We start from the raw sequence: 26,046 nt of genomic DNA on the forward strand, positions 1-26,046 counted from the left end.
TTATTGTCCTCTGAGTACGTCTACGGGGTCCATTTTCATCGCTTTATTGGCTGGTAAGTAACCCGCGAAAAAGGAGGCGACGACTGCGAAGATGAATCCAATAATGAAATAAAGTGGTTCGAAATTGACGGGGTAGGTGGTGATGGAGGGGAGAGCGGATATTTCAAAGGGTGTATTATCGATGAACACTGAAAGTCCCCACCCGAGGAATAGCCCGGATATTCCACCGAAAACGCCAATAGTCATGGCCTGGATCATAAAGATGGTTTTTACCTCTTTACCGGAAAAACCTGTTGCTTTGAGAATGGCGATATCGTTCATTTTTTCCCTGATGAACATATTGAGAATATTGTAAATACCGAACCCTGCCACTAACAATAGCGTAATGGCTACCACGTAAGTAATAAGATTACGGATACTGGTGCCCGTGTCAAAATCTGCATTGGCTGTTCCAATATCAGTGGCCTTGATGTTGTAGAGCTTTGAAAATTGCTGCGCCAGTGGTAAAGCGTTTTCGAGATCGAACAACTTTACGTTAATCGAAGTGATGAAACTACTGCTCTCTCCCAGTAACCGACGGGCTGTTCCGATATTTACATAACTCTGGGTATCATCTATTTCCGAAAGGCCGCTTAAGTACAGCCCCACTACCTTGAGGGAAATACGGTTGCCGGTAGGGCTGACCAGCTGTACTCTGTCTCCAATTCCTGCGCTTAGTTTTTTGGCGACACCGTTACCGAGGATAATTGCGTTGGCATCCCGTTCCAGGGCGTCAGTATTTCCTTCTATGACGTATTTTTCAAGCGGAAACAGGCGAACCTCCTCTGCTACGTCAATGCCGGATACTACTCCGGTCAGATCAACCGCCCCGGCATTATAAAATACCTGAGAGACTACCTGTGGGCTTACACCTCGTACTTCAGGATAATCCCGAATGCTCCGAATAATAGAAGACGCTGCGGCAATCCGGTTTTGCTGCTGTTTGGGTTTTACAGAACTAACCACGAGTAGGTCGTCTTCGTATGTTTTACTTAGGTTGAGGGGTTGCAGAGGGGAAGGAGCAATTTCTTTATACAACCGGATATGAGGCGTCCGATCCATCGTTAACCCGTCGAGGAGTTGATTCAGGCCGGTCATGAAAGTACTCATGGTAATAAACATCCCTACACCGAAGGTAACTCCCAGAGCTGCGATAACAGATTGCTTTAACCGACTGAATATATGCTTGCCCGCGATGTAAAACAATAGCTTTAAATCCATTTTATTCTGGTTGGTAAACAATGGTGTTGGAGTCGATACCACTGATTATTTCGGTGTAGCGCAGGTCAGAAATACCGGTAACTACCTGGCGCTCTCCGTCTTCGGTGAGGACCTGGTTGTCCGGCCCGATTAATTCAGTAGGGAGAGTCATTGTGTTTTCCCGGCGTGAGATAACGATGTTGGCTTCTCCGCTTAACCCGTCATAGAGTCGTTCGGGAGCCTGAGTGAAAACGGCTTCAACAGTGAATGCCTGGGTCAGGCTGTTTTTATGAGGGAGGATCCGGCTTATTTTTGCTTCATAGGATTGATTGCGGTAAGCATCGAGCCTTACCAACACCGTTTGCCCGAGCTCTATCCGGGAAATGTCTACCTCATCAATCAGGAGTTCAAGAATAAAATGGCTGCTGCTGCCAATTCGGGCTACCGGCGTTTGAGTAGTAACGGATTCTCCGGTTTTCTTCTCAATTTGGTAAATAGTTCCGCTCATTTTCGCCCGGATAGTATGTTCGTCGTAATACTGCCCACTTATCTCAAGAGAAGTGCCGGCGAGGGCCAGCTGATCGGCTAACTGCTGACGGGTTCGCTCGTAAGTTTTTTGCAATTCATTGATGTAATGGCGCGAAGTGTTGAATTTTAGCTCCATCGTTTCGAAAGCCTGTCGGGAGCCAATATTCTGCTTCCAGAGCCGTGCCTGTCTGGCATAGTTGACAGAGTCGTTCAGGAGGCTCATTTTTGCGGAGTTTATCCGCTCGTCCATTTCTTTAAGAACCGCAACTTCACCCTGGTAATTCTCCAGCGCCTGAACGTAGTTCTGCCGGGCTTTTTTCTTTTCCAGTTTCGCGCGCTGATCACTGATGCGAAAGAGTTCGTCTCCTTCTTTCACTTCGGCGCCCTCCTTCATCATACTTTGATCAATGATGCCGTTCACGGGGGAGAAGACGGTGTAGGCTTCTTTAGGAACTACAAGAACGGTACCGTAAACCGCTTCGGTGATGGTCGTCCGGCCGGGCTGGATGCCAGTAGTTTCCTCACTGCAGCCAGCAAGGAGAAAAAGTAGTAGTACTAAATGTGCGATTCTCATTTTTTTGAATTTTCCCCCTGCAGTTTTTAGCCTGTTCCCGAAGTCGGGTGTAGATTGCCTTCCTGATTATACCTATGCATTTGTATCTCGGTCAAACCCCGGCTGGACGCCAACTCCATCTGCCGGCGTCCGAACTCGATGCCGCAGAAATAGCTCAGGCTCTAAGCCCACGCCCGTTCAGCTTCTTTTTCAGAATGGACCTGGCTTTAAACAAGCGACTCTTTACGGTGCCTAATGGCACCTGAGACCGCTGAGCAATTTCCTCGTAAGTCAAACCCTGAAAGTGCATCAGAAATACCTCCCGGTAAATACATGGTAATTGTTCAATCAGCATGGTTACCTCCTCGGCCTCGAGCAAATCTGTCCCCTTATTAGTAACCGTAAGGTCGGAGGAAAAGCCAGTTGGCAGGCCGTACTGAGCCAGAATCTCTCTACGCCGTTTTGTTCTTCGGTAGTCCGAGATAAAAACGTTACGAATGATTCGTTTTACCCAGGCCGAAAAATCGGTTCCGTATTGAAAGCTGTTGCGGTTTTTGAATATTTGGTAGTTAACCTCCTGCAATAAGTCCCGAGCCCGGTCTCCGTCACGAGTTAGACTCAGGGCGAGCGTTTTGAACTCCGGGAGGTGGGTTTGATTCAGCGAATTGATTTGTTCGATAGTCATTACCTGCTGGTGGATTGGTTTACAATTAAAAAGGACTTGCCGTAATAGTAGGGGTTCCGAAAGGGGAGGGGCTTATCTGAGCCTGGTGGAAAAAAGCACGAAATAAGTCTACGTAATACATGCATGCCCGCTTCTGGGAGCCTAACAAAGTTGCCGTTGGTGGGGGATTAACCTACTGATTCAATTCACTGACCTGAATGATTCTAATCATTTTACTTTTCTCATGATTGTTGCAGCTTGTGATTCTAATCAAGATAATCTCAGCTATATGCAATATCACTCATCCGCAAAGATCAATTCAGAGCGAGAAGCTGCTTTTTCCATCAGAAGTCATGGGGTGCCGTTTGGAGTCTTGAAAGAACAGCAGGACCTGCCGAATCCCGCTGAACTTCTCTTAGGGGCTTTTGCTGCCTGCTGTTTGAAAAATGTCCAGCGATTCTCAGAGATACTAGGTTTTAGCTATGACAACGCCAGTATCGAAGTGACGGGTGAGCGCCAGGAAAAGCCTACTAAGATTGCCGCTATCAGATATACTATCCAAATTGATGGTGTGGTGGGTAAGCTGAACGCGGAATTATTGCACAAAAACCTTCGCAAATTCGGGACGATCTATAATACCCTCAAAGAAACTTGCGATGTTTCCGGAGAGCTGCTAATTTTTCCTTAGTCAAGGTTTGTGCCGACTAATCAATATCAGCCTTTGTCCATTCCATTATTCTTCAAGAGTAATGGTATTGGACACAAGGCCCAGCGCAAGTCTTGCCCAGCTAACTGCCGTGTTAATCTCCCATTCGAGGTCGGCCGTATCTGAGGCTGAACTGATTCCATCTACTTCTTCATCCAGAAGCATTTCTCCGCTTCCTGAAGTGCTTATCACAAACAGGGGAACGTCTTCCGGCAAGGACTCTTTGAAGTCATTGACCATTCCCGGCGGTCGCCAAAATTCCCAGGTATGCATCAGGATGCAAGCGTCAATTTTTCTTTCTGTCTGGTACGCTACGGCTGCTGTGATATCAATCACTTTGATGTATACCGCGCGCTCAGTAAAGGCAGTAATAATTCCTGCCGTCAGACTGTCTTTATGAGTACTCTGTTGCGTTACGATTAATAAGTGTTTGGGAGCTGAAGGACTGTTCACTTCAAATGAAGTAGCTACGGCCATAGAATAGGTACCCAGATACCAGACAAAGAAAGACGTGAATAGTAGCAGCAGGGCGAGGCCAACTTTCGTGCTTTTTCGGAATTTCATCGTATTTGCATTTTAGGGTGTTCCACTAATTCTGGTCAGTTACGGGGACGATAAGCAGAGGAACCTCTGAATGACGTAGAAGAGGCTTCACATGATTTTTCAAAAACAGGTCTTCCCAAAGACTATGTTTTCTATGGTTGAGAACCAGTAAGCCGATTTTTTCGTCCCGTGCATAATTAAGCAAGCTATGTGCAACGGGGCCTGGTGGTAAGCTGTCATAGCTAAATGTGTTGCTAGGGAAGCCGGGTTCCAATGCGAGGGACAAAAAGTACTCTTCATTTTCTCTTTCGAAGGACTGGGTGTTTTGGGAAACATGTACAAATCTCACCTCCGGCCGTAAAGCTTTGATGATGCGACGTGTGGTGAGACTGGTTTTTTTGATGTCTTCTGCATCTCCAAAAGCTATCGCGACCCGGTTAACAGAAGGCGAACTGTAGCCGGGAGGTAACAGGATGACGGGACATCCACCACGTAAACCTATTTCGCGGGCTACCCCACCAAAAAGCCAGGGTGGGTTATCACTTTTGCCAGCTCCCATGCCGCCCATTACTACTAATTCAGTTTCTACCCGTTCGCTTAATCTTCGTATCATTTTGGGAGGAGAGCCCTCAAACACCTCCGTTAGAATGGTGGGCAAGGTCTCCAGATTTCCCTGGAAAGTGGCCAGAACGGGTAAGGCGTGAGCTTGGGTGAAATCATTTAATTTTTCAGTCAGCCTTTCTTTTTCTGCTAATAGCGCACCCGTGGAAACTACCTGCGCAAAACTAAAATTGGCATCAAACACATGAACGGCCTTAAGGTCAAGGTCCATTATCTTGGCCAGATAAGTTCCGAAGCTCAGGGCCGCTGCGGATGTGTTGGAAAAGTCTACCGGGACAAGTATGTTTTTCATGCTTTCATTAATTATTTATAAGCCAGGAAATTGGTCCTATTTACTCAGGGGTGCCACCAGTATCGGAATAGCGCAAGTACCTATGATGTCGGGTATTTCGGATTTGACCAGCAGGTTCATGATTAAACTCATTGGCCGGCGACCCAGAATCAACATATCTATGTCTTCTTCCAGCGCATAATCAATCAGCACGTTGGTTACGTCTCCTTTGGGGAGTAGATCAAAGTCCACATCATAGTCAGGAAAGTCATTTTTGAGTACTTCGCGAAGCAAATCAAGTTCAATTAATTCCTCCCTTGCGTCATCTTGATAAAGGACGTGAGTAAAGCGCATTTTCGGTGAAAGCGCTTTACGAAGGAAAGCGGTTTTATCACTTAGCTCTTTAAGAGTCTCTACGATGTCAAAAGCGATGGCTGCCCGTTCTATCTTCGGTACACCAGTATTTTGCGGAATTAGCAGTACGGGGCATTCTGCCTGCATTGCCACTCCTTTGGCTACACTGCCAAAGACGGGCGTCGCCTGATTGGGAATGCCGGAACCAACCCCTCCCATAACAATCATCGCGGTATCCTCCTTTTTACTGATTATTACGAGCTGGCTGATTGCTTTTCCGACAACTTCTCTGCATTTTATGAAAGGCAAGGTGTCGTCATTGAGATGGGTGCCGGTAAAGGTCATTTTGTCTGCGTGAAGGTTGACGAACTTCTCCAGTCTTTCTCTTACCCGCGACCGGACTCTTGCGCTTCCTTTCATGAATACCGTAGCATCCTCTCCGTCATACCCATCGTGCACATGAACGGCCTCCAGGTCATAACCGGTAGTGTCTGCCAGGTAGCAGCCAAACTTCAGGGCATCTGCTGAAGTGCTGGAAAAATCAATCGGCACAATTATTTTAAACATTGTATTTATGTTTTGTTGCTCTCAAAGTTCAGCGGGGGAGCAGTGGTTTGTAGTGATTGATATCACTGGCAGTGCTGATCTTTATTGCTCACCAAAACGGGTTCTCCTGCTAACTTTATAGAAGTTAAAAGAGAGATTATCTGAGCCGTTATGACTAAGCTACAACTTGACGTAAAGCAGATTCGAACCCCAAGGGAGGCACGAAGAATCGAAAGAAATTTTCGGGGGAAATCCGGAATCATCGCTGCTAATGCTGCTTCGCCCGGTCATTTGCAACTCGAATGGGATGAGGAACAAACGACCAAAGCTGCTGTCCTGAAGCAAGTCCGGGAATCTGGCCTTGAGATTGAGCGCAGTGAAACAGAGAATAAAGAAACCGACGATCATCACTCCGAAGAGGAGCACATACCTCCGCGTTTCCGGTTTTTTGGTGACAATACTGAGCTCTATTTTGCCATCACAAGTGGTGTTTTTTGGCTTTCAGGTCTGGCTTTTGGATTCTTTCCGGCTTTTTCTCCGAACCTGCCGATGATATTATTCATCATCGGCTCTTTCTTTGGCGGGTTCTTCACGTTCATTACTGCGGGCCAGGATATTTTACAGGGTAGATTCGAGATCGATTTTCTGATGCTATTTGCTGCCATCGGTGCGGGGGCATTGGGGAAGTGGGGTGAGGGGGCGCTTCTACTGTTTTTGTTTAGCCTGGGCCATGCCCTGGAGCATTATGCCATGAAACGAGCCAGAAAGTCCATCGCGGCCTTATCCGAGTTAACGCCCTCTTTAGCCTTACTGAGAAAGGGAGGAGAAATAGTAGAAGTTCCGATTGAGGAGCTGTCGGTAGGGGATGTCATTGTGGTTAGGCCAAACTCAAAAATTGCTGCTGATGGGGTAGTCGCTAAGGGCATTTCCTCCGTTAATCAGGCCCCCATTACGGGGGAAAGCGTAGCGGTGGATAAACGGGCTCATGAAAAGTGGCAGGAGCAGAAAAATGTTGTTAAGCTGCCAGCGGAGCACCGGGTATTTGCGGGAACTATAAATGGCAGTGGGGTATTGGAGATAAAGGTGCTTAAAGTCGCTCAAGACAGTACTTTAGCAAGGCTGATCACCCTGGTGAAAGAAGCCGAAACCCAAAAGTCTCCCACGCAGCACCTGGCGGATAAGTTCGAGAAGTACTACGTTCCGGTCGTGCTCATTGTCGTTCTGCTTTTACTGGGCGCCTTTTTGGTGGTCGAAGAGACTTTCCGGGAGAGCTTTTACCGGGCCATGTCCGTATTGATCGCTGCCTCCCCCTGCGCACTGGCCATTTCCACGCCAAGTGCCGTGTTAGCCGGTATTGCCCGGGCGGCCCGGCAGGGTGTACTCATTAAGGGAGGTCGTCCGCTTGAAGACCTTGGCGGGCTACAGGCGATCGCTTTTGATAAAACGGGAACCCTGACGGAGGGGAAACCTGCCTTGACGAATGCAATACCTTACGGAGACATTTCCAAAGCACATTTACTTGAGGTAGCCATTGCGGTGGAAGGGCTGAGTGATCACCCACTGGCGGCTGCCATCGTGGCTGGCGGGCAAAAAGAGCTGGGTGGGATGGAGATCAGCCCGGCGGAAAACCTTGAAGCGCTGATCGCACGGGGCATCCGTGCCAGCTGGAAAGGTACTACCGTGCATATTGGTAATCGAAGACTGTTTGAAGAACTCACGGGAAAAGAAGTCCCCACAAGCATCGACGCTGACATGAGCCGCCTGGAGTCCGGCGGACATACTGCCATGATTATTCATCAGGACGGACAATACCTGGGCATCGTCTCCGTAATGGATGTTGCCCGACCGGAAGCTGTGGCTACCCTGGCAGCCTTGAAAAAAATGGGCATAAAGCGGATGGTAATGCTTACCGGTGATAACCAAAAAGTAGCGGATGCTATTGCCGGCAGTATTGGCATAACCGACCCTCTGGGGAGCTTGTTGCCAGAAGACAAGGTCGCCGCCATTGAGCGGCTCATTCAGGAGGAAGGAAATGTTGCTATGGTAGGGGATGGTGTAAACGACGCTCCCGCAATGGCCAAAAGTACCATCGGGATCGCAATGGGCGCTGCCGGGTCGGATGTAGCACTGGAAACCGCCGATATTGCTCTGATGGCGGATAAACTGGACAATCTCCCCTTTGCCATCGGGTTGAGTCGAAAGGCCAAACAGATCATCCGGCAGAACCTGATTATCAGCCTGGGTATGGTAGCCATCCTGGTACCACTAACGATAATGGGGACCCTAGCTATCGGTCCGGCCGTAGTGGGCCACGAAGGATCTACACTGGTGGTAGTGTTAAATGCACTGAGGCTGCTACGCTACGAACAGTAGATAAAGGAAATCGCTCGCGTAGAAAATACGGGGAGCGCGGGAGGAAACACTGCTCTTGCGGACCTTTGCCTGCACCTGCGGAAGCGCCCGGATAGTATTTCCTCACACAAAGTCCGTCATCACCTTATACTTCGGATCTTCCGAAACATTGACCTCGATGATGTCTTTTGCTTTACCCAACAGGCGGCGGCAATCAGGAGACAGGTGCTTTAATGTCACCTCTTTCCCGACTTTAGCGTAGCGCTCCGTAATGCGGTTTACGGCTTCAATGGCGGACATGTCCACAATCTTGGACTCCATGAAATCAATCACAATTTCCTTGGGGTCGTTGAGAACGTCAAACTTCTCATTAAAGACCTGTACGGAGCCAAAGAATAAGGGACCATAAATTTCATAGTGTTTCACCCCGTTTTCGTCAACGCGCTTGCGGGCGCGGATACGCTTGGCGTTCTGGTAGGCAAAAACAAGAGCGGAAATCACCACCCCTACTAAAACAGCCAGGGCCAGGTTGTGCAGGAATACCGTGATGAGGGTAACCAGCACCAACACGAAGATGTCCCACTTTGGCATCTTGCCAAAGGTGCGGAGGCTGGCCCATTCAAAGGTGCCGATGGATACCATTATCATGATGCCGGTCAGCGCGGCCATCGGCAGCTGTTCGATCAGACCAGCGCCAAACATGATGAAAACCAATAGCATCACCGCCGCTACAATGCCGGAAAGGCGGGCACGGGCACCGGAGCTGATGTTGATCAGGCTCTGACCAATCATGGCGCAACCGCCCATTCCTCCGGTAAAACCGCTAAGGATATTGGCGGCTCCCTGAGCGACGGCCTCCTTGTTGCCGCGGCCCCGTGTTTCCGTGATCTCGTCGATAATGTTGAGCGTCAGCAGACTTTCAATGAGACCAACGCCAGCAACGATAAGTGAATAGGGGAAGATGATCTTCAGCATCTCCAGCGTGAATGGTACCTGGGGGATGCTTGGCCAGGGAAAATCTCCCTGTATAGGGGCAATATCGCCCACCGTTTTAGTGTCAATGCCGAAGGCGTAAACCAGCCCGAAAACAACGAGAATACCCGCCAGTCCGGAAGGAAAAGCTTTCGTGAGTTTGGGTAGGCCCCACATGATCAGCATCGTTAGCCCGACGAGGCCCAGCATTATCCATAAAGAGGAACCTGTGAGCCAGTTGCCGGCTGCGTCCTGAAACTGGGGAAGTTGTGCCATGAAGATGACGATGGCCAGTCCGTTCACGAAGCCAAAAACAACGGGGTGAGGAACGAGTCGCATCAGTTTACCCAGCCGGAGAACACCTGCGATGACTTGCAAAATACCCGCTAAAATGACACAGGCGAAAATGTATTCCGGGCCATGCGAAATGGCCAGAGCAGCAATAACTACGGCGACAGCACCGGTGGCGCCGGAAATCATACCCGGCCGGCCACCAAAAATGGAAGTAACGAGACCCATCACGAAAGCTGCGTACAGTCCGATGAGCGGATCAAGCCCGGCAATGAGGGCAAAGGCTACTGCTTCGGGGATCAGCGCAAGAGCTACCGTAAGCCCGGAAAGGATTTCCGTCTTGTAATCCACTTCCTGGCTAAAATCGAAAAGGTTGAGATATTTCTTCATCTGGAGGCTGTGATCTGGGGTTCACACCAGGGGAAGGTCCGTGGCATGCTTAATATTGATCGACAATAAGACTATGGGAATGCGCCTAAGCACTGAGTAACAGTAATTTGCGGTCAGTACTTAGTTTAAATAAGGCGCAAAGGTAGTCGTATTCGATGACCCAGACAAGCATTTGGGGCAGCGGGAATTTTTTGGGCGCTACCGCAGGTGCAGTGGACGGGATGAAGGAGCAAGGTGAGATGGCTCATGACCCGTTATCAGCGGTTTTTGGTGACCGTGACTTCCAGGTAGAATTCTCCGCTGGCAAGCCCTTCCGCACCGGCAACGCCGATGGTGACGGGGTAGGGCCGGGTTACCGCTCTCAACTCCACTGAGCGCGTATGATCGGGGCGTGGGCGGTTGATGGACGGGCGCTCCTGCTTGAAATCCGCTTCACAGCTAACACAGCCGTTTAACTCCGGAGGCAGTGCTCCGTGGCCACCAGAGTACGCATAAAGGCTCATGTTTTGCTTCTTGTCTTTAGGAACCAGTCTGATGACCATAGTTGAATACTTCGGTATTTCCGTTGTCAGCAGAAGGTGCTTGCCCGTAAACCAGGCTTTGCGGGGCTCCACAAAGCAGGCATTCTGGCTGTTCCAGGCCCAGCTGAGGTCGGCCATCGGAGCTCCCTGGTTCAGGTCCAGCTCATAAGTAAGGGATTCTCCTGCTTTGGCCTCCAACCGAAGAGGAACCGACTGAGCGGCCAGGCCGCCGAAAAGTATCGTGCAGACCAGTGTACTGAATAAAAGACGTTTCATAATGGAGGGATGATGAGGGAATAAAATTAGTCAGCATTATGAAGCTGCCAACCACCCACGTGGGTGAATTTTAAGTAGGGACGAATTTTTAGCGCGAAATGCACATCAGTAAGCCCGCACCAGCGCTACTCCGCCAATAATCATCGTAACCCCGATCACGCGCATCCAGTTAATGGGGTGTTCCGGCACACCAAGCCAGCCGTAGTGATCCATCAGTACACCAAAGATCATCTGCGCTGCAACGGTGATTCCGAAGGTGAGGGCCACGCCCAGGCGTGGCGTCAGAATGATAATGGCGGCTACATAAACGGCTCCTAGTAAACCTCCGATCCAGTAGAACCAGGGGAGCTGAAAACCTCCCTTAATGTCCGCCCAGTTTGCTCTGGTAAGTACCATATAGAGTAGTAAGCCCAGGGTGCCAACCAGAAAAGAAATAAGGGTTCCGTAGACCGGACTTTTGACGGCTTTACCGATTTCAGAATTCAACCCGGCCTGAATGGGAAGCATGACGCCGGCAAAGATGGCAAGGAGAAAAAACAATACCTGCTGCATAGGGTTATTCTGTTGACGGTGAAACCATTTTTGTTCCACTATATTTGCGCCAAATTAGCACAATATGATCAGAGAATTTAAGAATCTGACCCCGGCCGAGCAACAGATCATGTTCGACGCCATTCCTCTCATTACCATCCTCGTTGCCGGAGCGGACGATGATATGGACGAAGTAGAGCTGGCGGAAGCCCAGCGCCTGGCGGATATCCGCAGCTACAACAACACCAATCTGATCGGAGCTTTCTATGAGATCATCGATAACGACCTTACCGGACGGATCATGTCTTTGGTCGCCGAGCTTCCCAATGCCCTGGCTCCTCGTCAGGAGGAGGTCGTTGCACGGCTGACTAAGCTCAACGACGTATTGGCTAAGATTCCGGAACCATTTGGCTACCTCTACTACAAAGACTTTGTTTCCTTCGGACACCACGTTGCGGAGTCTCACGGAGGATTTATGCGCTTCATGACCGTTGGCCCGGAGGAGGCTAAGGTGATGGACCTGCCAATGCTGACCCCCGTACCGCGTCCTTCAGAAGTAGATTACCCGGACCTGCCTTAAGTAAGGTCCGTCCTATAAAAAAATAAACAGTTTCCAAGTATGTCCAGAGTAATGATTATCGGCGCCGGAGGCGTCGGGCGGGTAGTGGCGTATAAATGTGCCCAATACCCTGAAGTTTTCTCAGAGTTCATGATTGCCAGCCGAACGATCCAGCGCTGTCGGGAAATCGCCGCTGATATAAAGGAAGACCTGGGCTATGACAAGATTACCACTGCTGCAGTAGACGCGGAGGACATCCCTGCGCTTACAAATCTGCTTAAGGAGTATAAGCCCGTCATGGTTATCCACGTTGCGCTACCGTATCAGGATCTTACGATTATGGAGGCCTGCCTGGCGGCCGGTGTTCATTATCTGGATACGGCAAACTATGAACCTAAAGAGGAGGCCAAGTTCGAGTACAGCCATCAGTGGGCTTACCATGAGCGCTTTAAGAAAGCTGGCCTGACGGCTATTCTGGGCTGTGGTTTTGACCCCGGGGTAACGAGCATCTTTACGGCACGGGCTGCGAAGCATATCTTCGACGAAATCCACTACCTCGACATCGTTGACGCCAATGCAGGAGACCACGGAAAGGCCTTCGCCACCAACTTTAACCCGGAAATCAATATTCGGGAAATCACCCAAAATGGTAAGTACTGGGAAAACGGAGAGTGGGTTGAAATTCCTCCCTTCAGTATCCGTAAGGACCTAAACTACCCCGACGTAGGCCCCAAAGCCAGCTATGTTCTCTATCACGAAGAACTCGAAAGCCTGGTGAAACATTTTCCAACCATCAAGCGCGCGCGCTTCTGGATGACCTTCGGAGATGAGTACCTGACTCACCTGCGGGTGATTCAAAACATCGGAATGGCAGGCATTGAGCCCGTTATGCATAAAGGAGTTGAAATCATTCCCCTGGAGTTTCTCAAAACGGTTCTACCTGACCCGGGAGAGTTGGGCGAAAACTACGTTGGGCAAACCAGCATCGGCTGCCGCATCCGCGGCATCAAGGATGGAAAGCCGGAGACTTACTACATCTGGAATAACTGTCATCACGCTCAGGCCTTCAAAGAGACGCGCGCGCAGGGTGTAAGCTATACCACCGGCGTACCCGCCATGACCGGTGCCATGATGCTGCTTAAAGGAGAATGGACCGGAGCTGGTGTCTTTAACGTTGAGCAGTTTAATCCGGACCCCTTCCTTAAAGTACTGGGGAAACATGGCCTGGAGTGGAAGGAAGAAATTGGTGCAGACCTTGAGCTGTAGAACCTTTACGAGAGCCTTCTTGTCTTCTGTGCGTGAAAAGAATTGCACCTGAATTAACTGTAGGTATTACCCTTTCCGGTGGAGGCGTCCGGGGAGCAGCTCACATTGGGCTGATCCGTGCTTTACTGGAGGCCGGCATCGTCCCTACCCGCATTGTTGGCGTGAGTGCCGGGTCTATAGTCGGCACGCTCTATGCTGCGGGCCTGAGCCCGGATGAAATGATGGAGCGCGTTCACGCTACTTCCCTGCGCCGGATCATTAAGGTGGGCTTGCCAACAACTGGCCTGACGACTCTTGAATACCTAAAGGAGCGCTTACGGGAGATCGTTCCGGAAAATTCATTCGAAGGGCTGAAGTATCCGCTTTTTGTTGGTATTACCAATCTGAATACGGGCCAGCTGGAAATTAAGAGTGAAGGCCCCTTGCACGATATTGTCGCAGCCAGCTGCGCGATACCCTTCGTTTTTAAACCGGAAGTAATTGATGGCGATCATTATGTTGATGGAGGAGTAATCAAAAACATGCCCGTTGATCCGCTCCTGAATGAGACAGACTTTATTATCGGTAGTAACCTGATGCCCTACGGCCTGCTGCCTCCGGCGGATACCGGAACGGTAATCAATATCGTCTGGAGGGTTTTTGATCTGTCCATTATGGCCAATACCCTTCCTTGTACGGAGGTCTGTGATATCGTAATCGAGCCTTCTCAACTGAATGCCTATCACATATTCAGCATTACCAAACTACAGGAGTTGCATGACCTCGGTTATGAGCATACGAAGCAGCGAATGCCCGAAATCGTGAATGCCTTGCGAATGAAACAAGAGCTTCTGCAGGAGATGAAAGGGATCAGCTAAACATTTAGACTTGTTCTATTTTGGCAGCAAGTTTTATTTAATAAAGTGAACTTTCTATTAAGGTCTTAAATTACATCTGTTGAACGCCGGGTGTCTACGTATAAAGATGGTAGACTTTGGCTCTGAAGATGTTACCTATGCCACAATCAGATTACCTCACGGCTCTTGATCAGATGAAGACTAACTCCGGCGATTCCGTCAAGGAAGTCAGTTATAAGCAACCCGTGCTACTGGTCTTTTTACGTCATTTTGGCTGTACCTTTTGCCGGGAGGCTTTGAAGGACCTTGCGGACCGAATTGAGGAAATCAATCGCCTGGGGGCTAAGTTGGTCCTGGTTCATATGTCCGATATGAAGACCGCGGAAGAATATTTCGGTAAGTACAAGCTTACCGGGGTGGCTAATGTGATGGATCCCAACTGCCTGTATTATCAGGCCTTCGGCCTGACGAAGGGAACCGCCCGCCAGCTTTTTGGCCTCCACTCCTGGATCAGAGGTTTCCAGGCCGGTGTGATTGATGGGCATGGTGTAGGGACAAAACAACTGGGAGACGGGTTTCAGATGCCAGGGGTTTTTGTTCTTCAGCAAGGAAAAATTTTGAACAAATTCGTCCATAAAATGGCGGGTGACCGGCCAGCCTACGTAGACTTGCTCGCGGGTTGCTGTAAGGTGAAGGCCTGACCATATTTTTAGTTCCTGCTCTTAAATTTTGCATAGCAAAGCCATCTGCTCACTTCCGTCCTGAAAGGGGATGCTGGAGAAGCTGATAGTGGAACAGGAGCTTTCTGCTTGTAATTTTTCAGAGTTTAAACAGGTTCTATGAGAGGTGGAGGTAATTGTTAGTGATCTTACTTCCCTCTGATTAATCAATTCCTTGCTCTGTGGTGTTCAGGTAGTATTCCAATCCAAACCAGCCTATGCCTACTATCCATACTATTGACCTTAATTTTCTTGGCGAAGAAGCAGCTATTGCCGTTTATGCCATTGAAGATGCCGCCGGCGTTACCTTGGTGGAGTGTGGGCCCTTCTCTACGAATGATACTCTGATTGAAGGTTTGAAGGCTGTAGGTATTCGCCCGAGTGATGTTCACACTCTCCTGCTTACTCACATTCATTTTGATCACGCAGGTGCAGCCTGGTGGTGGGCCCGGCAGGGGACACGGGTGTTCGTTCACCCCAAGGGGCTTAAACACATGATGGATCCCTCAAAGCTCTACAGCTCAGCCGCCCGTATTTACGGCGAAGAGAATATGGAAAAACTCTGGGGCCGGATGGAAAAAATTGAAACCTATGACATCGCTTCCGCGGCTGATCGGCTGCGGATGACCATCGGCGGTAACCTTTGGGTTGCTCACCATACGCCAGGGCACGCCAGCCATCATATTGCCTGGCAAATGGGTAAAGTTGTATTCACGGGCGATGTCGGTGGAGTAATGATCAAGGGCGGGCCAGTGGTGCCTCCCTGCCCGCCACCGGATATCAACATCAGTCATTGGAAATCTTCACTGGACCGGCTGCGGAGCTTACGGGCCGATACCTTTTACCTCACCCACTACGGTGCCGTACCCGCCCAGGGCAGTCACCTTCCCGACCTTCGTAAACGACTGGATGAATACGTAGACTACGTCCGACAAGCACTAAAGGCAGGTAAAACCGAAGAAGAAATCGTTCCGGGATTTGCCCAATTCGTGGAGGAAGACCTGCGGGAAAATGGCGTGAATGACACCACCATCGGTGCTTACCGCGCGGCTAATCCGCCGGAGATGTCCGTGACGGGAATTGCCCGCTGGCTGGCTTTTAGTGAGGGGTAGGGGAGTCAGATAGTCAAGTAGTCAGGTAGATTGACTTCCGTGGAGGATAATTTCAACCAACAGGTTATTTCCAACGAATCTGCAGCACCTCTTTATGCTCCGGCAGCACCTTGAAATTCTCGGCGATACAGTAGCCGGGGATGGCCATGATCTCGTCTTCGTCGTTGACCAGCAGATAAATTCTGTCCCGTTGCCAGACCGGAATCTTCTGGTCAATCATATAGTCTTTGACCTTCTTGGTTTTGCCGCCAAGGCCAAGTGGTTGGAAGCGATCCCCGTTTTTGCGCGGACGCAGGTGCAGGGGAAATGTTGGAGGAGCGAGGTAGAGGGTGTTTTCCTGATCCAGCAACTCAGGAGTGGGAACTGTGCTGAGTTCCACTTTAAAATAGGCATAAGGATGACCGGTGGCAGGAAGCTCCCGAATCTCCACCGGCTCTGGCTGCCGGTTATTGGCGGATGATTTTAGCTCAAAAACAAGTTGCTTCGGTGTAATGTATACCGTCGTACTATCCGTTTCCAGCGTGCGCTGACCCGATAAGTTGACCATTTGCCTGATCTGTTCACGCGTGAAGCCATAGACATGAGCCTGTTCATGCAAAAAAGTCTGTAGTTCCTGCTTTCCCCATCCCGTGCGCTGAACGATCCAAAGGCTTTGCCGGCTCTCACATCGTTCCCGGTGAACGCTGGCTATTCCGAGATTATAAAAGCTGGCCGCGGAGCGCAATTGTTCGCTCGTTGTTACCCAGCCATCGACACTCATTCCCAGCTCAAAGAATTTAGGGGCGAGCTGGTGGCGTACCCGGTTGCGCAGGTAGTCATCACTCGCATTGCTTGCGTCCTCCCGCCAAGGGATGTCTCCTGCCGCAGCATATGTTTTCAGTAAGACCTGATTCGTACTCAGCAACGGCCGGCAAAGCCGTCCTCGCCTTGGCAGCATTCCTGCCACCCCGTGAATGCCCGTTCCCCGAATCAGATTAATCAGAACCGTCTCCAGATTGTCTTGTGCATGATGAGCGGTCAACAAGCGGTCGCAGTTGTACTCCTCCAGGATTTCCTCAAACCACTCATACCGCAGCCTCCGCGCCACCATTTGCGTACTCTCGCCCGACCTGGCCTCCGCCTTAACGTCCACTGCCTTATAATAAAACTTTGCACCCAGCGTCCGCGCCAACTCCTCCACAAAGGCAGCGTCACCGTCGGAGGCTTCGCCCCGCAGCCGAAAATTCATGTGCGCAATGGCAAAGTCGTAGCCTTCCTCCTTCAGTAAGTGCGCCAACACCGTACTGTCCAGCCCACCACTACAGGCCAACAGTAATTTATCTGCCTTTGTGAACAGCCGTTCCCGTTCCACAAAATCCCGAAATGATTGATTGAGTGTTTTCATAAGCTCCACAAAGCTACCCATTATCCCTCCGTCCACGCCTCCAAAGTGCGGCAGCCAAATCGCATATAGTTAGAACCGACGTTCCCGTTCCACAAACTACCGAAATGACTGATTGAGTGTTTCCATAGGTTCCACAAAGCTACCCATTATCCCTCCGTCCACGCCTCCAAAGTGCGGCAGCGCTACAAGACCATCAGACTACAAGACCACTCTAGTGCATCCGATCCCCCCGAACTTCCATATTCGCCAGCAAATCGGCCTCAAATTCAAGGAACTCTTTCCACCGCTTATCCACCCGTTCCCGGTCAAAATATTTGCGGGCCAGCTCAATGAAGAGCACGTAATGGCCGGCTTCCGCGACCATGAATTTGTGGTAAAACTTCCGGAGATCTTCATCGGCACAATACAGACTCAGCAGCCGAAAACGCTCACAGCTACGCGCTTCAATGAGCGCACACAGGAGTAACTTCTCCAGCAAAGCCGCTTCGCGCCCACCGCCCTTTTGCATCACCTTCATCAGCCCGTTGACGTATTCGTCTTTTCGCTGCCGGCCCAGCTTCAGCCCACGCTTATCCAGTTCGTGCAGCACCATCCGGAAGTGCCCCCATTCTTCGGTCACCACCGGCGCTACTTCAGCTACCAGTTCCGGATAATCCGGGTAACCCTGTACGAGACTTATACAGCTCGTTGTGGCTTTTTGCTCACAGTAGGCATGGTCCGTCAGGATTTCTCCCAGGTCCATCTCCGCCAGGTTGACCCAGCGGGGGTCGGTGGGGAGTTGAAGGTTGAGCATTTGAACGGTGGCGGGAGTATCCATGGATAGTTTCTATTAATTGCAGCTGCAAAGTTAAGCCATTTGTTGCTGCTGCCTACGGAATGAAAACGCCCGCTGATGCAATAGTTGCAACAGCGGGCGAATTGTTTTTAAATGACAGGGATCGGGTAGAAAAAAGAACGGAACCACAGATTCACTCCTTCCTCCATTCACTCACTCCACCATTCTTTCCTTCACTCCCTACGCCCAGAATACCAGGTTCAGATCCTGCGCATGTGGCATCATCGGATGGTTCGGGCGCAGACGGAAGCCATATTCATAAACGCCCGCAAGGCGGGGATCGAGCGAAATACTCCAGGTTGCCCGGCTGCCTTTACTCTTTTTGAGCTCAAAGACTTCCTTGCGGCGAAGCTTGATCTCATCTTCTCCCAGGCGCTCGTAGAAACAGGCTTCGAGGAGGAGCTTCCTGGGGTCAATGCCGTTAGTGTCCAGGGTGATTTCTGCTACGAAAGGTTCTCCAAGTGGCAGGGCATGATTAACGGTGTCATGCGTCTTACTTTCCACTACTTCAATACCTCCCCAGGTAGTGAGGACGTCCTGCTTCCAGGCAGCGAATTCCTTAGCGGGCTTCCAGTTGGATTTGCTGGCGGCTTTCTGGCTCTTTCCCAGTGGGAAGTAGAAGCGTTCGTAGTAGTCATCCATCATCCGCTTCATCGTGAAGGTAGGAGCAACCTCTGCAATAATCTGCTTCACGTAGCTCATCCAGGTTTTACTGATGCCGTTCTTGTCCCGGTCAAAGTAAGTAGGAACAATCTCCTCCTCCATAATGCGGTAAATGGTCTCTGCGTCGAGCTCGTTTTGCAGGTGCTGGTCTTCGTAAGTCCGCTCCAGCGGAAGCGCCCAACCAGCATCGGGGCGGTAACCTTCGGCCCACCAGCCGTCCAGAACGGAGAAGTTTACCGAACCGTTCAGCGCAGCCTTCATACCCGAAGTGCCGGAAGCTTCCAGCGGGCGGGTGGGCGTGTTGAGCCAGATGTCAACTCCTTGCGTTAGCAGCTTGGCCATCTCCATGTTGTAATCTTCCAGGAAGATCACCTTGCCGGCAAATTCCGGCTTCTTGCTGATATGGATGATATGGCGGATGAGGTCCTGACCACCCTGGTCAGCAGGGTGAGCCTTTCCGGCAAAGAGGAAAATGACGGGGCGGCCCTCCTGATTCACCAATTCCCGCAAGCGTTCTTCGTTCTGGAAAAGGAGCGTGGCGCGCTTGTAGGTGGCAAAGCGCCGGGCAAAGCCGAGCACCAATGCGTCGTTGTTGATCTTACTAAGGATGTCAAACGTCACCCGTGGGCTTTCGCCACGGCGGCGCATATCGGCTTCCAGCTTCTCCCGGACGTAGTCCAGCAGCCGAACCTTCAGCTTATGGCGCACGTCAAAAAGCTTCTTGTCGTCGATGTTATGAATCTTGCGCCAGATGTCTTTATTGCTCTGATCACGGACCCAGTCCTTGCCAAATTGCGTGCTGTACAAATCATGGATTTCGTTCGCGATCCAGGTAGGGTAGTGTACCGAGTTGGTGACGTAGCCAATGTGTACCTCCTCCGCGGTGTAGCCGGGGTAGAGTGAGGTAAACATCTCCCGGCTCACCTCGCCGTGAAGCTTCGATACGCCGTTGACTCGCTGGCTCAGCCGGATGGATAGTTTGGACATGTTGAAGTCCTCTCCACTGTCGTCCGGGTTTAAGCGTCCAAGGGCAACGAAGTCATACCAGTCAATGCCGAGCTCTCCGGCATAGTGATACAAATACTCTCTGAGCATATGCTCGGGGAAATGGTCGTGCCCCGCCGGTACCGGCGTGTGGGTGGTGTAAAGGCTGCTGGCGCGAACGGCCTCTACCGCTTCATTGAAGCTCATGCCGTCGCCAACGTGATTCTTCAGACGCTCAATACTCAGAAAGGCAGCGTGGCCTTCGTTGAGGTGATAAACTTCAGGCTCCAGCCCCATAGCCTCAATGGCGCGGACACCACCAATGCCCAGAAGAATCTCCTGTTTCAGCCGGTGTTCGTTATCGCCGCCGTAGAGCATATGCGTAAGGGCACGGTCCTCCTGACTGTTGTCTTCGTGATCCGTATCCAGCAGGTAGAGGTTGATCCGTCCGATGGGGAGTTTCCAGACCTTCGCCCGGACGATCCGCCCCTGAATGGGAACCGATACTTTGAGCCAGTTCCCGTCAGCATTGCGCACGGGCTCTACGGGAAGCTGGGTAAACTTTTGAGCGGGGTAGTGATGAATCTGATCCCCGTTCATGCTCAGCCCCTGATTGAAGTAGCCGTAACGGTATAAAAGGCCTACACCAAAAAGATTGACGTTGCTGTCAGAAGCTTCCTTCAGATAATCGCCCGCTAAAACTCCGAGGCCACCGCTGTATAGCTTAAGGCTGATATGTAACCCGTATTCCATGCTGAAGTAGGCCAGCTTTGGCCCCTTTTTCATGGGTTCCGCCAGGTAGGCGTCGAATTGCTTTTCGACCGATTTTAGCTTCTTCAGGAAGGCTTTGTCTTTGGCTAACTCCTGCATCCGGATAGGGTCCAGGGTTTCCATCAGGGCAACGGGGTTGTAGTTCAATTTCACGAACCGGTCCGGATCGATGGAATTGAAAAGTTCCTGTGCGTCAAAGTTCCAGGACCACCAGATGTTGTGGCTGAGCCGGTTCAGGGGCTCGAGCTCTTTGGGCAGTTGATTCTGAATAAAGATGCGCTTCAGCTTCATCTCCGAATTAGTTTGAGTCAATGTCATCAGATATAATTTAGCGGCAGGCATTCAGGCGAAATAGCCATCGGCAGCCTGTTTGCCGGGGAGTGGCAGGTGTTTGCTCTTATAGAGGCACCCATACTGTGGGAAGTGCCAATGGAATACATCGAAGTGTATTCGGTAGTAAGAGGTCACCAACTGATCGGATATCTGGTTAGAGGACAGATTTTGCAGATCAGAAACCAATGGCGCAATGGCGCAACTATGCCAGGATGTCCGTGGAAAACCCTCCTGGCGGAATGGAAGCATGAAGCAGTGTTTTTCTCACTGTCCACCTAATGCAGACCACCCGGAACATCCCGTAGCGGGGCCAAAAATGATAAATCTTTAACTGGTGTGCAAGTTTCCGACGCGTTTGGCTGCGCACGAAAGATTACAGATACTATTGAGGTCTTTCGGCTTAATGAGTTAGGCGGGGTGCCGGGTGCCAGATGTGGATTGCCGGGTGGACCCACGTCGTGAATGACGGATACCAGGCACCTGGCACCCGGTACCGGGCACCCCGCACGTGGCAAGTCCTAGCCATTTATTCCGTTCTGCTTGGCCAGATCAAAGAATTCGTCGAGGTTCGGGGTGATTACAATTTCCGTACGGCGATTCATTGCTCTGCCAGCAGGGGTGTCATTGTCTCCCCGTGGATCGTGTTCGGCACGGCCGGCAGCGGTCAGTCGGCTGGGGTCTACATAAAAATCATTAACGAGCTGGCGCACAACGGCCGTAGCGCGCTTGGTGCTCAGCTCCCAGTTGTCATTAACACCCCGGATGTTAACGGGAACATTGTCCGTATGCCCTTCCACAATAACGTTCAGATCACGGTGATCATTAAGGACAAGGCTCACCTTTTCTAAAACCTTGGTGGCCTGGGCATTGATCCGGGCTGAGCCGGAAGCGAACAGTAGTTTGTCACTAATGCTAACGTGTACTTTCCCGCCGCGGACTTCTACTTTGACGTCATCGTCGGCAACATTATCCAATGAGCGCTTCAGGTTCATTACCAGCGCCATGTTCAGGCTGTCCTTACGGGCGATGGAACGATTTAATTCCTGAATGTAGGAGGTTTGGCCGCTAATGCTCTGGAGGCTTTCCCGAATACTGGTAGCACCTTCTTTGGAGATGACGGACAGGTCTTCCAGCCGGGCGAGTAAGTCGCCGTTCGTTCGTTGTACACTTTCTAACTGAGTAGACAGCATAGTGCGTTGCTGTTCGCTACCCGCCAGTTTGGTTTCCAGTTCTTTGACTTTAGCCTGGTTACAGGAAGTGAATAGCAGAAGGATCGTCAGGGTAAATAGAAGGGAAAATCTCATAATCGTTGGTTGTTATACGGGGGTATTAACGAAGCGGACTATCGTTTAGCGTGTTAAACACAGGGGAGATGAAATCAATCAAAGATGACTTCCGTTGCTCCGTAGCCATATTTCGGATGATGTTCGTTCACAAAATTACGGACGAAAGGGTAGTGGTGGAGGCGGGAATGAATGGCTCGTTTCAGCACTCCGTTTCCAACTCCATGAATGATGAAAACACGGTCAACGCCCATACGTAGCGCCTGGTCCATATACTCATCGTAGTGTTTAAGCTGGAGGGGTAATACCTCGTGGCGGGCAATTTTTTCGGGATCTTCCACCAGCTTGTCAATGTGAAGATCAATGCTGTCTTCAAAGGCCAGTTTTTCGCTCAAATTAGTTTCCACCTTCCGCTTATTGGCCTGGGCTTTTGCTTGTTTTTCCCGGAATTTTTGCTGTACAGCTACCTGAGTAATCGCTTTTAATGACGGTACATTGGGCGCGGCCGCAGGTGCAGAGGGAGTTGCGGAGAGCGTAGGAAAGACCATATAAAGGTGGGCGTCGCGGTACAACTCAGGTACGTCCTGCAGTTTACTGAAGAATTGCTGTCCTTTCAGGTTGATCCGTTGAAAATTACGGGGACCGGTACCTCCCACGAGTATGGTTCTGACGTCCAGCTCGCAGTTCAGTTTTTCGTTCAGCCAGCGGTATTCAACGGCGTCCAGTCGCTTCTTTCCGTATCCTTCCAGGGTGCCAGACTTTGACCAGCGGCGATCACCATGGGTCATCATCTTAAGCTCATAGATGATCTTATGCGGGGTGCCATTAAGCAGGTACACTTCGTAGGCAACGGGGTTGGCCTCGTTGTCCGTCATGGGGTCAAAGGCAAGGCGAACTCCCCGGTTACGTTCGTCTTCTTTCGCCGGGGGCGGGCTTTGCGCCTTCGGGGGAGCGGCGGCCTTTTGCGGAGGCGCAGACTCTTTTTTCAGCCGGGGACGCTTCCCTTCTTTGGCTGCCTGATCTTCTACTTTTTCCAGTATATCTGCCGGTAAAGGAAGTTCTCCCTTGCCAGCATCCAGCCGTACTTCCACCAGGCCGCCAGGTAGAATAGCAGTAACGACTCCGTAGTTGTCAGTGCGCTGCATGCGCACCCGATGACCGATTTTAAACTCCATGGAGCGAAGGTACGCAATCGGTTTTTCCTTTGCTGTTTTATCGTCAAAAGCCCGCACCTGCGGTGAGCGCCCAGCTCCTCGCCAAGCCGTAATCCTGACTTATTTGTTGAAGGCGTCCCTAAGCATGGCTATTCGTCCGCCAAGGTTGTACCTTCGCGGCTCATGGCAGAAAAATCTACTTTTTCGACGCTTCGTTGGCGTACTGCCCAGTGGCTTGAGCGTCGCTGGTGGCGGAATTATCTGAAGGGTAAATCTCCGGAAGAATACCTTGCCGATAAGCGAGCCTACTGGGCGAGAACACTGGCGGAGCTGGACTGGCAGCCAGTTGCCGGGCGCCGGGTAATTGATGCCGGGTGTGGACCAGCCGGAATTTTTATTCACCTGCATGATAAGGAAGTAGTCTCGGCCTTAGATCCGCTTCTGGATAAATACGAAACGGATCTGCCCGTTTTTAACCGGGCAGACTATCCCTCCGTAAATTTTCTGCATCAGCCCCTCGAAGCCAGTTTGCCTGAAGGGGAAACTTTTGACGCCATCTACTGCTTCAACGCCATTAACCACGTGGCGGACTGGGGGCTGGCCTTAGACGCACTTACGGCACTGGCTGCTCCCGGAGCAAAGATGATCATGACCAGCGACGTACATCGTCATGGGTGGTTGATGCCCATCTTTAAAGCGCTCCCCGGTGATGCGCTTCACCCTCAGCAGCACGATGCCCGCGCTTACCGCGAAGCATTGGAGCAGCGGGGGTGGGTCGTTGAACGGGAGTTGGTGCTGAGGACGGAGGCTATTTTTGAATACAGGGGATGGGTTTGTACCGCTGACTTCTCCCGGCGGCCTTAAAACTAATCCACCAACTGAAACTGAGGTGCAAACTTTTCACTTGTTCCATCAGGAAAAGGCGTACCTTTGCGCCTTCTTAGCGCAAGCTACCCCAAAACAAACGAGATGAAGTCTATTCGTAATATCGCGATCATCGCTCACGTAGACCACGGCAAAACGACCCTGGTAGACAAAATGCTTCTGGCTGGCCAGCTTTTTGGTGACCACGAGAAGCCAGGCGAGCTGATCATGGACAGTAATGATCAGGAGCGGGAACGCGGGATCACGATTCTGGCCAAGAACGTTTCCATCAATTACAAAGGCACGAAGATCAATATTATTGATACTCCTGGTCACGCCGACTTCGGTGGTGAAGTAGAGCGAGTCCTCAATATGGCCGATGGCGTTCTGCTTTTGGTAGATGCTTTCGAAGGCCCGATGCCGCAGACGCGCTTCGTGATGGACAAGGCGCTTAAGCTAGGGCTTAACCCGCTAGTGGTTGTTAATAAAGTCGATAAGCCTAACTGTACACCGGAAGAGGTGCACGAAATGGTTTTTGACCTCATGTTCAGCCTGGATGCTACTGAAGAGCAACTTGACTTCCCGACCATTTATGGTTCGGCTAAGAACGGTTGGATGAGCACCGACTGGAAAAACGAAACGGACAGTATTGTTCCGTTATTAGATGCCATTCTGGAGCACGTGCCGGAGCACAAAGCGGAGGAAGGTAATACTCAGATGCTGGTAACCAGCATTGAGTTTAGCAAGTACATCGGCCGGATGGCCATTGGCCGTCTTAACCGGGGTACGCTGAAGCAGAACCAACAGCTGACGCTGATTGACCGGGAAGGCAACCAGACAAAAGGTAAGGCCCGTAACCTGTATGTCTACGAAGGTTTCGGCCGTGTAGAAGTCGAAGAAGTACAAACCGGTGACATCTGCGCCGTGTTCGGTGCAGAAGGTTTTGACATCGGGGACACGATCGCCCACGCCGAAAACCCGGAAGCGCTGCCTACCATTGCCATTGATGAGCCAACGCTATCGATGACGTTTACCATTAACGATTCGCCATTTTTCGGTAAGGAAGGTAAGTACGTTACCAGCCGCCACATCAAAGACCGGCTTACCGCCGAGCTGGAACGCAACCTGGCGTTACGCGTGGAGGAAACCGACAGCGCAGACACCTTCCGCGTGTTTGGCCGTGGCGTAATGCACCTTTCCGTACTCATCGAAACGATGCGTCGTGAAGGTTACGAATTACAGATTGGCCAGCCTCAGGTAATCATTAAGGAAATCGACGGGGTTAAGTCGGAGCCGGTGGAGGAAATGACCATTGACCTTCCGGAGCATATGTCCGGAACGGCCATTAATATGGTTACCCAGCGTAAAGGGATCATGCTCAGCATGACCAACAAAGGCGAGCGCGTCGTCCTTGAATTCGAGGTCCCTTCACGGGGTATTATCGGCATGCGTTCCAATATGTTGACGGCTACCCAGGGCGAGGCGATCATGACGCACCGCTTCAAAGAATTCCAGCCCTACAAAGGTGACATTCCCGGCCGTATGAATGGTTCTCTGATCTCTATGGAGCAGGGCAAGGCCATTCCTTTCTCCATCAACAACCTTCAGGATCGTGGACGCTTTTTCATTGAAGCTGGCGAAGAAATTTACGAAGGACAGGTAATCGGTGAAAACAGCCGGGCCAGTGACCTGGTCATCAACGTTACGAAAACCAAGAAGCTGACGAACATGCGCTCCTCCGGAGCCGATGATAAAGCCCGCCTGGTGCCACCGCGTAAATTCTCTTTGGAAGAAGCGCTGGAATACATCCAGGGAGACGAATACGTAGAGGCAACGCCTGAAAGTATCCGCCTTCGGAAAATCCTTCTTCGCGAAGCTGAACGTAAGCGCGGATCAAAAATTCTTTTCTAGTAGTTAACTGGAAT

Annotated in this window: 24 protein-coding genes; 9 read left to right on the forward strand and 15 right to left on the reverse strand. The window is 50.9% G+C overall.

Translation table 11 applies throughout. From position 1 onward, the window contains the following. The 3 genes from BM123_RS17625 to BM123_RS17635 form a co-directional block, all read right to left on the reverse strand. Positions 1-1,260 carry an ABC transporter permease gene (locus BM123_RS17625; protein WP_090171166.1) on the reverse strand — a complete coding sequence of 420 codons (1,260 nt, stop codon included), beginning with the start codon at positions 1,258-1,260 and terminating at the stop codon, positions 1-3. A gap of 1 nt (position 1,261) precedes the next feature. Further along, entirely contained in the window at positions 1,262-2,341 is a 1,080-nt protein-coding gene (locus BM123_RS17630; protein ID WP_090171168.1) for an efflux RND transporter periplasmic adaptor subunit, read from the reverse strand. Positions 2,342-2,495: 154 nt separating this feature from the next. Further along, positions 2,496-3,005 (reverse strand): RNA polymerase sigma factor, encoded by a 510-nt coding sequence (locus BM123_RS17635; protein WP_090171170.1) that lies wholly within the window; start codon positions 3,003-3,005, stop codon positions 2,496-2,498. Between the two features lie 223 nt (positions 3,006-3,228). Between BM123_RS17635 and BM123_RS17640 the strand changes: the two genes are divergently transcribed. Continuing rightward, positions 3,229-3,672 (forward strand): OsmC family protein, encoded by a 444-nt coding sequence (locus tag BM123_RS17640; RefSeq protein ID WP_090171173.1) that lies wholly within the window; start codon positions 3,229-3,231, stop codon positions 3,670-3,672. Between the two features lie 45 nt (positions 3,673-3,717). On the opposite strand, the gene BM123_RS17645 is transcribed toward BM123_RS17640, so the two are convergent. The 3 genes from BM123_RS17645 to BM123_RS17655 are packed head-to-tail and all read right to left on the reverse strand — an operon-like array spanning position 3,718 to position 6,046. After that, positions 3,718-4,254, reverse strand: coding sequence for a hypothetical protein (locus tag BM123_RS17645; protein ID WP_090171176.1), 537 nt, complete (start codon positions 4,252-4,254; stop codon positions 3,718-3,720). Positions 4,255-4,279: 25 nt separating this feature from the next. Further along, the gene (locus BM123_RS17650) at positions 4,280-5,146 is read right to left on the reverse strand and encodes a universal stress protein (protein ID WP_090171179.1); all 867 of its coding nucleotides are present in this window, start codon (positions 5,144-5,146) and stop codon (positions 4,280-4,282) included. Positions 5,147-5,182: 36 nt separating this feature from the next. After that, positions 5,183-6,046: a universal stress protein gene (locus BM123_RS17655; RefSeq protein ID WP_090171182.1), complete on the reverse strand. Its 864-nt coding sequence runs from the start codon at positions 6,044-6,046 to the stop codon at positions 5,183-5,185. 150 nt (positions 6,047-6,196) lie between these two features. On the opposite strand from BM123_RS17655, the gene BM123_RS17660 reads away from it, so the two are divergent. Next, a complete protein-coding gene (locus BM123_RS17660) occupies positions 6,197-8,398 on the forward strand; it encodes a heavy metal translocating P-type ATPase (protein ID WP_090171185.1) in 2,202 nt (733 codons plus the stop codon). 102 nt (positions 8,399-8,500) lie between these two features. Here BM123_RS17660 and BM123_RS17665 read toward each other — a convergent pair whose 3' ends face one another. The 3 genes from BM123_RS17665 to BM123_RS17675 all read right to left on the reverse strand — a co-directional run bounded on the left by BM123_RS17665 (position 8,501) and on the right by BM123_RS17675 (position 11,367). Next, positions 8,501-10,030, reverse strand: a complete 1,530-nt coding sequence (locus BM123_RS17665) for a SulP family inorganic anion transporter (RefSeq protein WP_090171188.1) — start codon at positions 10,028-10,030, stop codon at positions 8,501-8,503. A 257-nt stretch (positions 10,031-10,287) separates the two neighbouring features. Continuing rightward, the gene (locus tag BM123_RS17670; protein ID WP_090171191.1) at positions 10,288-10,827 is read right to left on the reverse strand and encodes a hypothetical protein; all 540 of its coding nucleotides are present in this window, start codon (positions 10,825-10,827) and stop codon (positions 10,288-10,290) included. 105 nt (positions 10,828-10,932) lie between these two features. Then, positions 10,933-11,367: a DMT family transporter gene (locus tag BM123_RS17675; RefSeq protein ID WP_245748607.1), complete on the reverse strand. Its 435-nt coding sequence runs from the start codon at positions 11,365-11,367 to the stop codon at positions 10,933-10,935. 76 nt (positions 11,368-11,443) lie between these two features. Between BM123_RS17675 and BM123_RS17680 the strand changes: the two genes are divergently transcribed. From BM123_RS17680 to BM123_RS17700, 5 genes are all read left to right on the forward strand, one after another. Next, positions 11,444-11,938, forward strand: coding sequence for a hypothetical protein (locus BM123_RS17680; protein WP_090171197.1), 495 nt, complete (start codon positions 11,444-11,446; stop codon positions 11,936-11,938). A gap of 39 nt (positions 11,939-11,977) precedes the next feature. Then, positions 11,978-13,183: a saccharopine dehydrogenase family protein gene (locus BM123_RS17685; protein WP_090171200.1), complete on the forward strand. Its 1,206-nt coding sequence runs from the start codon at positions 11,978-11,980 to the stop codon at positions 13,181-13,183. Between the two features lie 32 nt (positions 13,184-13,215). Then, on the forward strand, positions 13,216-14,040 hold the full coding sequence (locus BM123_RS17690) for a patatin-like phospholipase family protein (RefSeq protein ID WP_175489446.1): 825 nt from the start codon (positions 13,216-13,218) through the stop codon (positions 14,038-14,040). A gap of 137 nt (positions 14,041-14,177) precedes the next feature. Continuing rightward, positions 14,178-14,720 (forward strand): peroxiredoxin-like family protein, encoded by a 543-nt coding sequence (locus tag BM123_RS17695; protein WP_245748608.1) that lies wholly within the window; start codon positions 14,178-14,180, stop codon positions 14,718-14,720. Positions 14,721-14,956: 236 nt separating this feature from the next. Beyond that, positions 14,957-15,850 carry an MBL fold metallo-hydrolase gene (locus tag BM123_RS17700; RefSeq protein WP_090171209.1) on the forward strand — a complete coding sequence of 298 codons (894 nt, stop codon included), beginning with the start codon at positions 14,957-14,959 and terminating at the stop codon, positions 15,848-15,850. Positions 15,851-15,914: 64 nt separating this feature from the next. Here BM123_RS17700 and tilS read toward each other — a convergent pair whose 3' ends face one another. The 6 genes from tilS to BM123_RS17725 form a co-directional block, all read right to left on the reverse strand. After that, positions 15,915-17,234, reverse strand: a complete 1,320-nt coding sequence (gene tilS / locus BM123_RS17705; RefSeq protein ID WP_175489447.1) for a tRNA lysidine(34) synthetase TilS — start codon at positions 17,232-17,234, stop codon at positions 15,915-15,917. 211 nt (positions 17,235-17,445) lie between these two features. Then, positions 17,446-18,051, reverse strand: coding sequence for a tRNA-(ms[2]io[6]A)-hydroxylase (gene miaE / locus BM123_RS17710; RefSeq protein ID WP_175489448.1), 606 nt, complete (start codon positions 18,049-18,051; stop codon positions 17,446-17,448). Between the two features lie 198 nt (positions 18,052-18,249). Continuing rightward, positions 18,250-20,805 carry an alpha-glucan family phosphorylase gene (gene glgP / locus BM123_RS17715; RefSeq protein ID WP_090171215.1) on the reverse strand — a complete coding sequence of 852 codons (2,556 nt, stop codon included), beginning with the start codon at positions 20,803-20,805 and terminating at the stop codon, positions 18,250-18,252. Positions 20,806-20,829: 24 nt separating this feature from the next. Next, positions 20,830-21,069 carry a hypothetical protein gene (locus BM123_RS24045; RefSeq protein ID WP_139211934.1) on the reverse strand — a complete coding sequence of 80 codons (240 nt, stop codon included), beginning with the start codon at positions 21,067-21,069 and terminating at the stop codon, positions 20,830-20,832. Between the two features lie 269 nt (positions 21,070-21,338). Beyond that, entirely contained in the window at positions 21,339-22,124 is a 786-nt protein-coding gene (locus BM123_RS17720; RefSeq protein ID WP_090171218.1) for an OmpA/MotB family protein, read from the reverse strand. Between the two features lie 74 nt (positions 22,125-22,198). Next, a complete protein-coding gene (locus BM123_RS17725; protein WP_090171220.1) occupies positions 22,199-23,278 on the reverse strand; it encodes a Smr/MutS family protein in 1,080 nt (359 codons plus the stop codon). A 162-nt stretch (positions 23,279-23,440) separates the two neighbouring features. Between BM123_RS17725 and BM123_RS17730 the strand changes: the two genes are divergently transcribed. Together BM123_RS17730 and typA are read left to right on the forward strand one after the other, a co-directional pair. Then, positions 23,441-24,121 (forward strand): class I SAM-dependent methyltransferase, encoded by a 681-nt coding sequence (locus BM123_RS17730; protein ID WP_090171222.1) that lies wholly within the window; start codon positions 23,441-23,443, stop codon positions 24,119-24,121. A gap of 105 nt (positions 24,122-24,226) precedes the next feature. Beyond that, positions 24,227-26,032: a translational GTPase TypA gene (gene typA, locus BM123_RS17735; RefSeq protein WP_090171227.1), complete on the forward strand. Its 1,806-nt coding sequence runs from the start codon at positions 24,227-24,229 to the stop codon at positions 26,030-26,032. The last annotated feature ends 14 nt before the right edge of the window (positions 26,033-26,046 follow it).

It is taken from the genome of Neolewinella agarilytica (assembly GCF_900110645.1).
GTDB lineage: Bacteria > Bacteroidota > Bacteroidia > Chitinophagales > Saprospiraceae > Neolewinella > Neolewinella agarilytica.

Coding starts and splice junctions, on each gene's coding strand:
- BM123_RS17625 (WP_090171166.1), bottom strand. CDS start 1,260: ATGGATTTAAAGCTATTGTTTTACATCGCGGGCAAGCATATATTCAGT.
- BM123_RS17630 (WP_090171168.1), bottom strand. CDS start 2,341: ATGAGAATCGCACATTTAGTACTACTACTTTTTCTCCTTGCTGGCTGC.
- BM123_RS17635 (WP_090171170.1), bottom strand. CDS start 3,005: ATGACTATCGAACAAATCAATTCGCTGAATCAAACCCACCTCCCGGAG.
- BM123_RS17640 (WP_090171173.1), top strand. CDS start 3,229: ATGATTGTTGCAGCTTGTGATTCTAATCAAGATAATCTCAGCTATATG.
- BM123_RS17645 (WP_090171176.1), bottom strand. CDS start 4,254: ATGAAATTCCGAAAAAGCACGAAAGTTGGCCTCGCCCTGCTGCTACTA.
- BM123_RS17650 (WP_090171179.1), bottom strand. CDS start 5,146: ATGAAAAACATACTTGTCCCGGTAGACTTTTCCAACACATCCGCAGCG.
- BM123_RS17655 (WP_090171182.1), bottom strand. CDS start 6,046: ATGTTTAAAATAATTGTGCCGATTGATTTTTCCAGCACTTCAGCAGAT.
- BM123_RS17660 (WP_090171185.1), top strand. CDS start 6,197: ATGACTAAGCTACAACTTGACGTAAAGCAGATTCGAACCCCAAGGGAG.
- BM123_RS17665 (WP_090171188.1), bottom strand. CDS start 10,030: ATGAAGAAATATCTCAACCTTTTCGATTTTAGCCAGGAAGTGGATTAC.
- BM123_RS17670 (WP_090171191.1), bottom strand. CDS start 10,827: ATGAAACGTCTTTTATTCAGTACACTGGTCTGCACGATACTTTTCGGC.
- BM123_RS17680 (WP_090171197.1), top strand. CDS start 11,444: ATGATCAGAGAATTTAAGAATCTGACCCCGGCCGAGCAACAGATCATG.
- BM123_RS17685 (WP_090171200.1), top strand. CDS start 11,978: ATGTCCAGAGTAATGATTATCGGCGCCGGAGGCGTCGGGCGGGTAGTG.
- BM123_RS17695 (WP_245748608.1), top strand. CDS start 14,178: ATGCCACAATCAGATTACCTCACGGCTCTTGATCAGATGAAGACTAAC.
- BM123_RS17700 (WP_090171209.1), top strand. CDS start 14,957: ATGCCTACTATCCATACTATTGACCTTAATTTTCTTGGCGAAGAAGCA.
- tilS (WP_175489447.1), bottom strand. CDS start 17,234: ATGAAAACACTCAATCAATCATTTCGGGATTTTGTGGAACGGGAACGG.
- miaE (WP_175489448.1), bottom strand. CDS start 18,051: ATGGATACTCCCGCCACCGTTCAAATGCTCAACCTTCAACTCCCCACC.
- glgP (WP_090171215.1), bottom strand. CDS start 20,805: ATGACATTGACTCAAACTAATTCGGAGATGAAGCTGAAGCGCATCTTT.
- BM123_RS24045 (WP_139211934.1), bottom strand. CDS start 21,069: ATGCTTCCATTCCGCCAGGAGGGTTTTCCACGGACATCCTGGCATAGT.
- BM123_RS17720 (WP_090171218.1), bottom strand. CDS start 22,124: ATGAGATTTTCCCTTCTATTTACCCTGACGATCCTTCTGCTATTCACT.
- BM123_RS17725 (WP_090171220.1), bottom strand. CDS start 23,278: ATGGAGTTTAAAATCGGTCATCGGGTGCGCATGCAGCGCACTGACAAC.
- BM123_RS17730 (WP_090171222.1), top strand. CDS start 23,441: ATGGCAGAAAAATCTACTTTTTCGACGCTTCGTTGGCGTACTGCCCAG.
- typA (WP_090171227.1), top strand. CDS start 24,227: ATGAAGTCTATTCGTAATATCGCGATCATCGCTCACGTAGACCACGGC.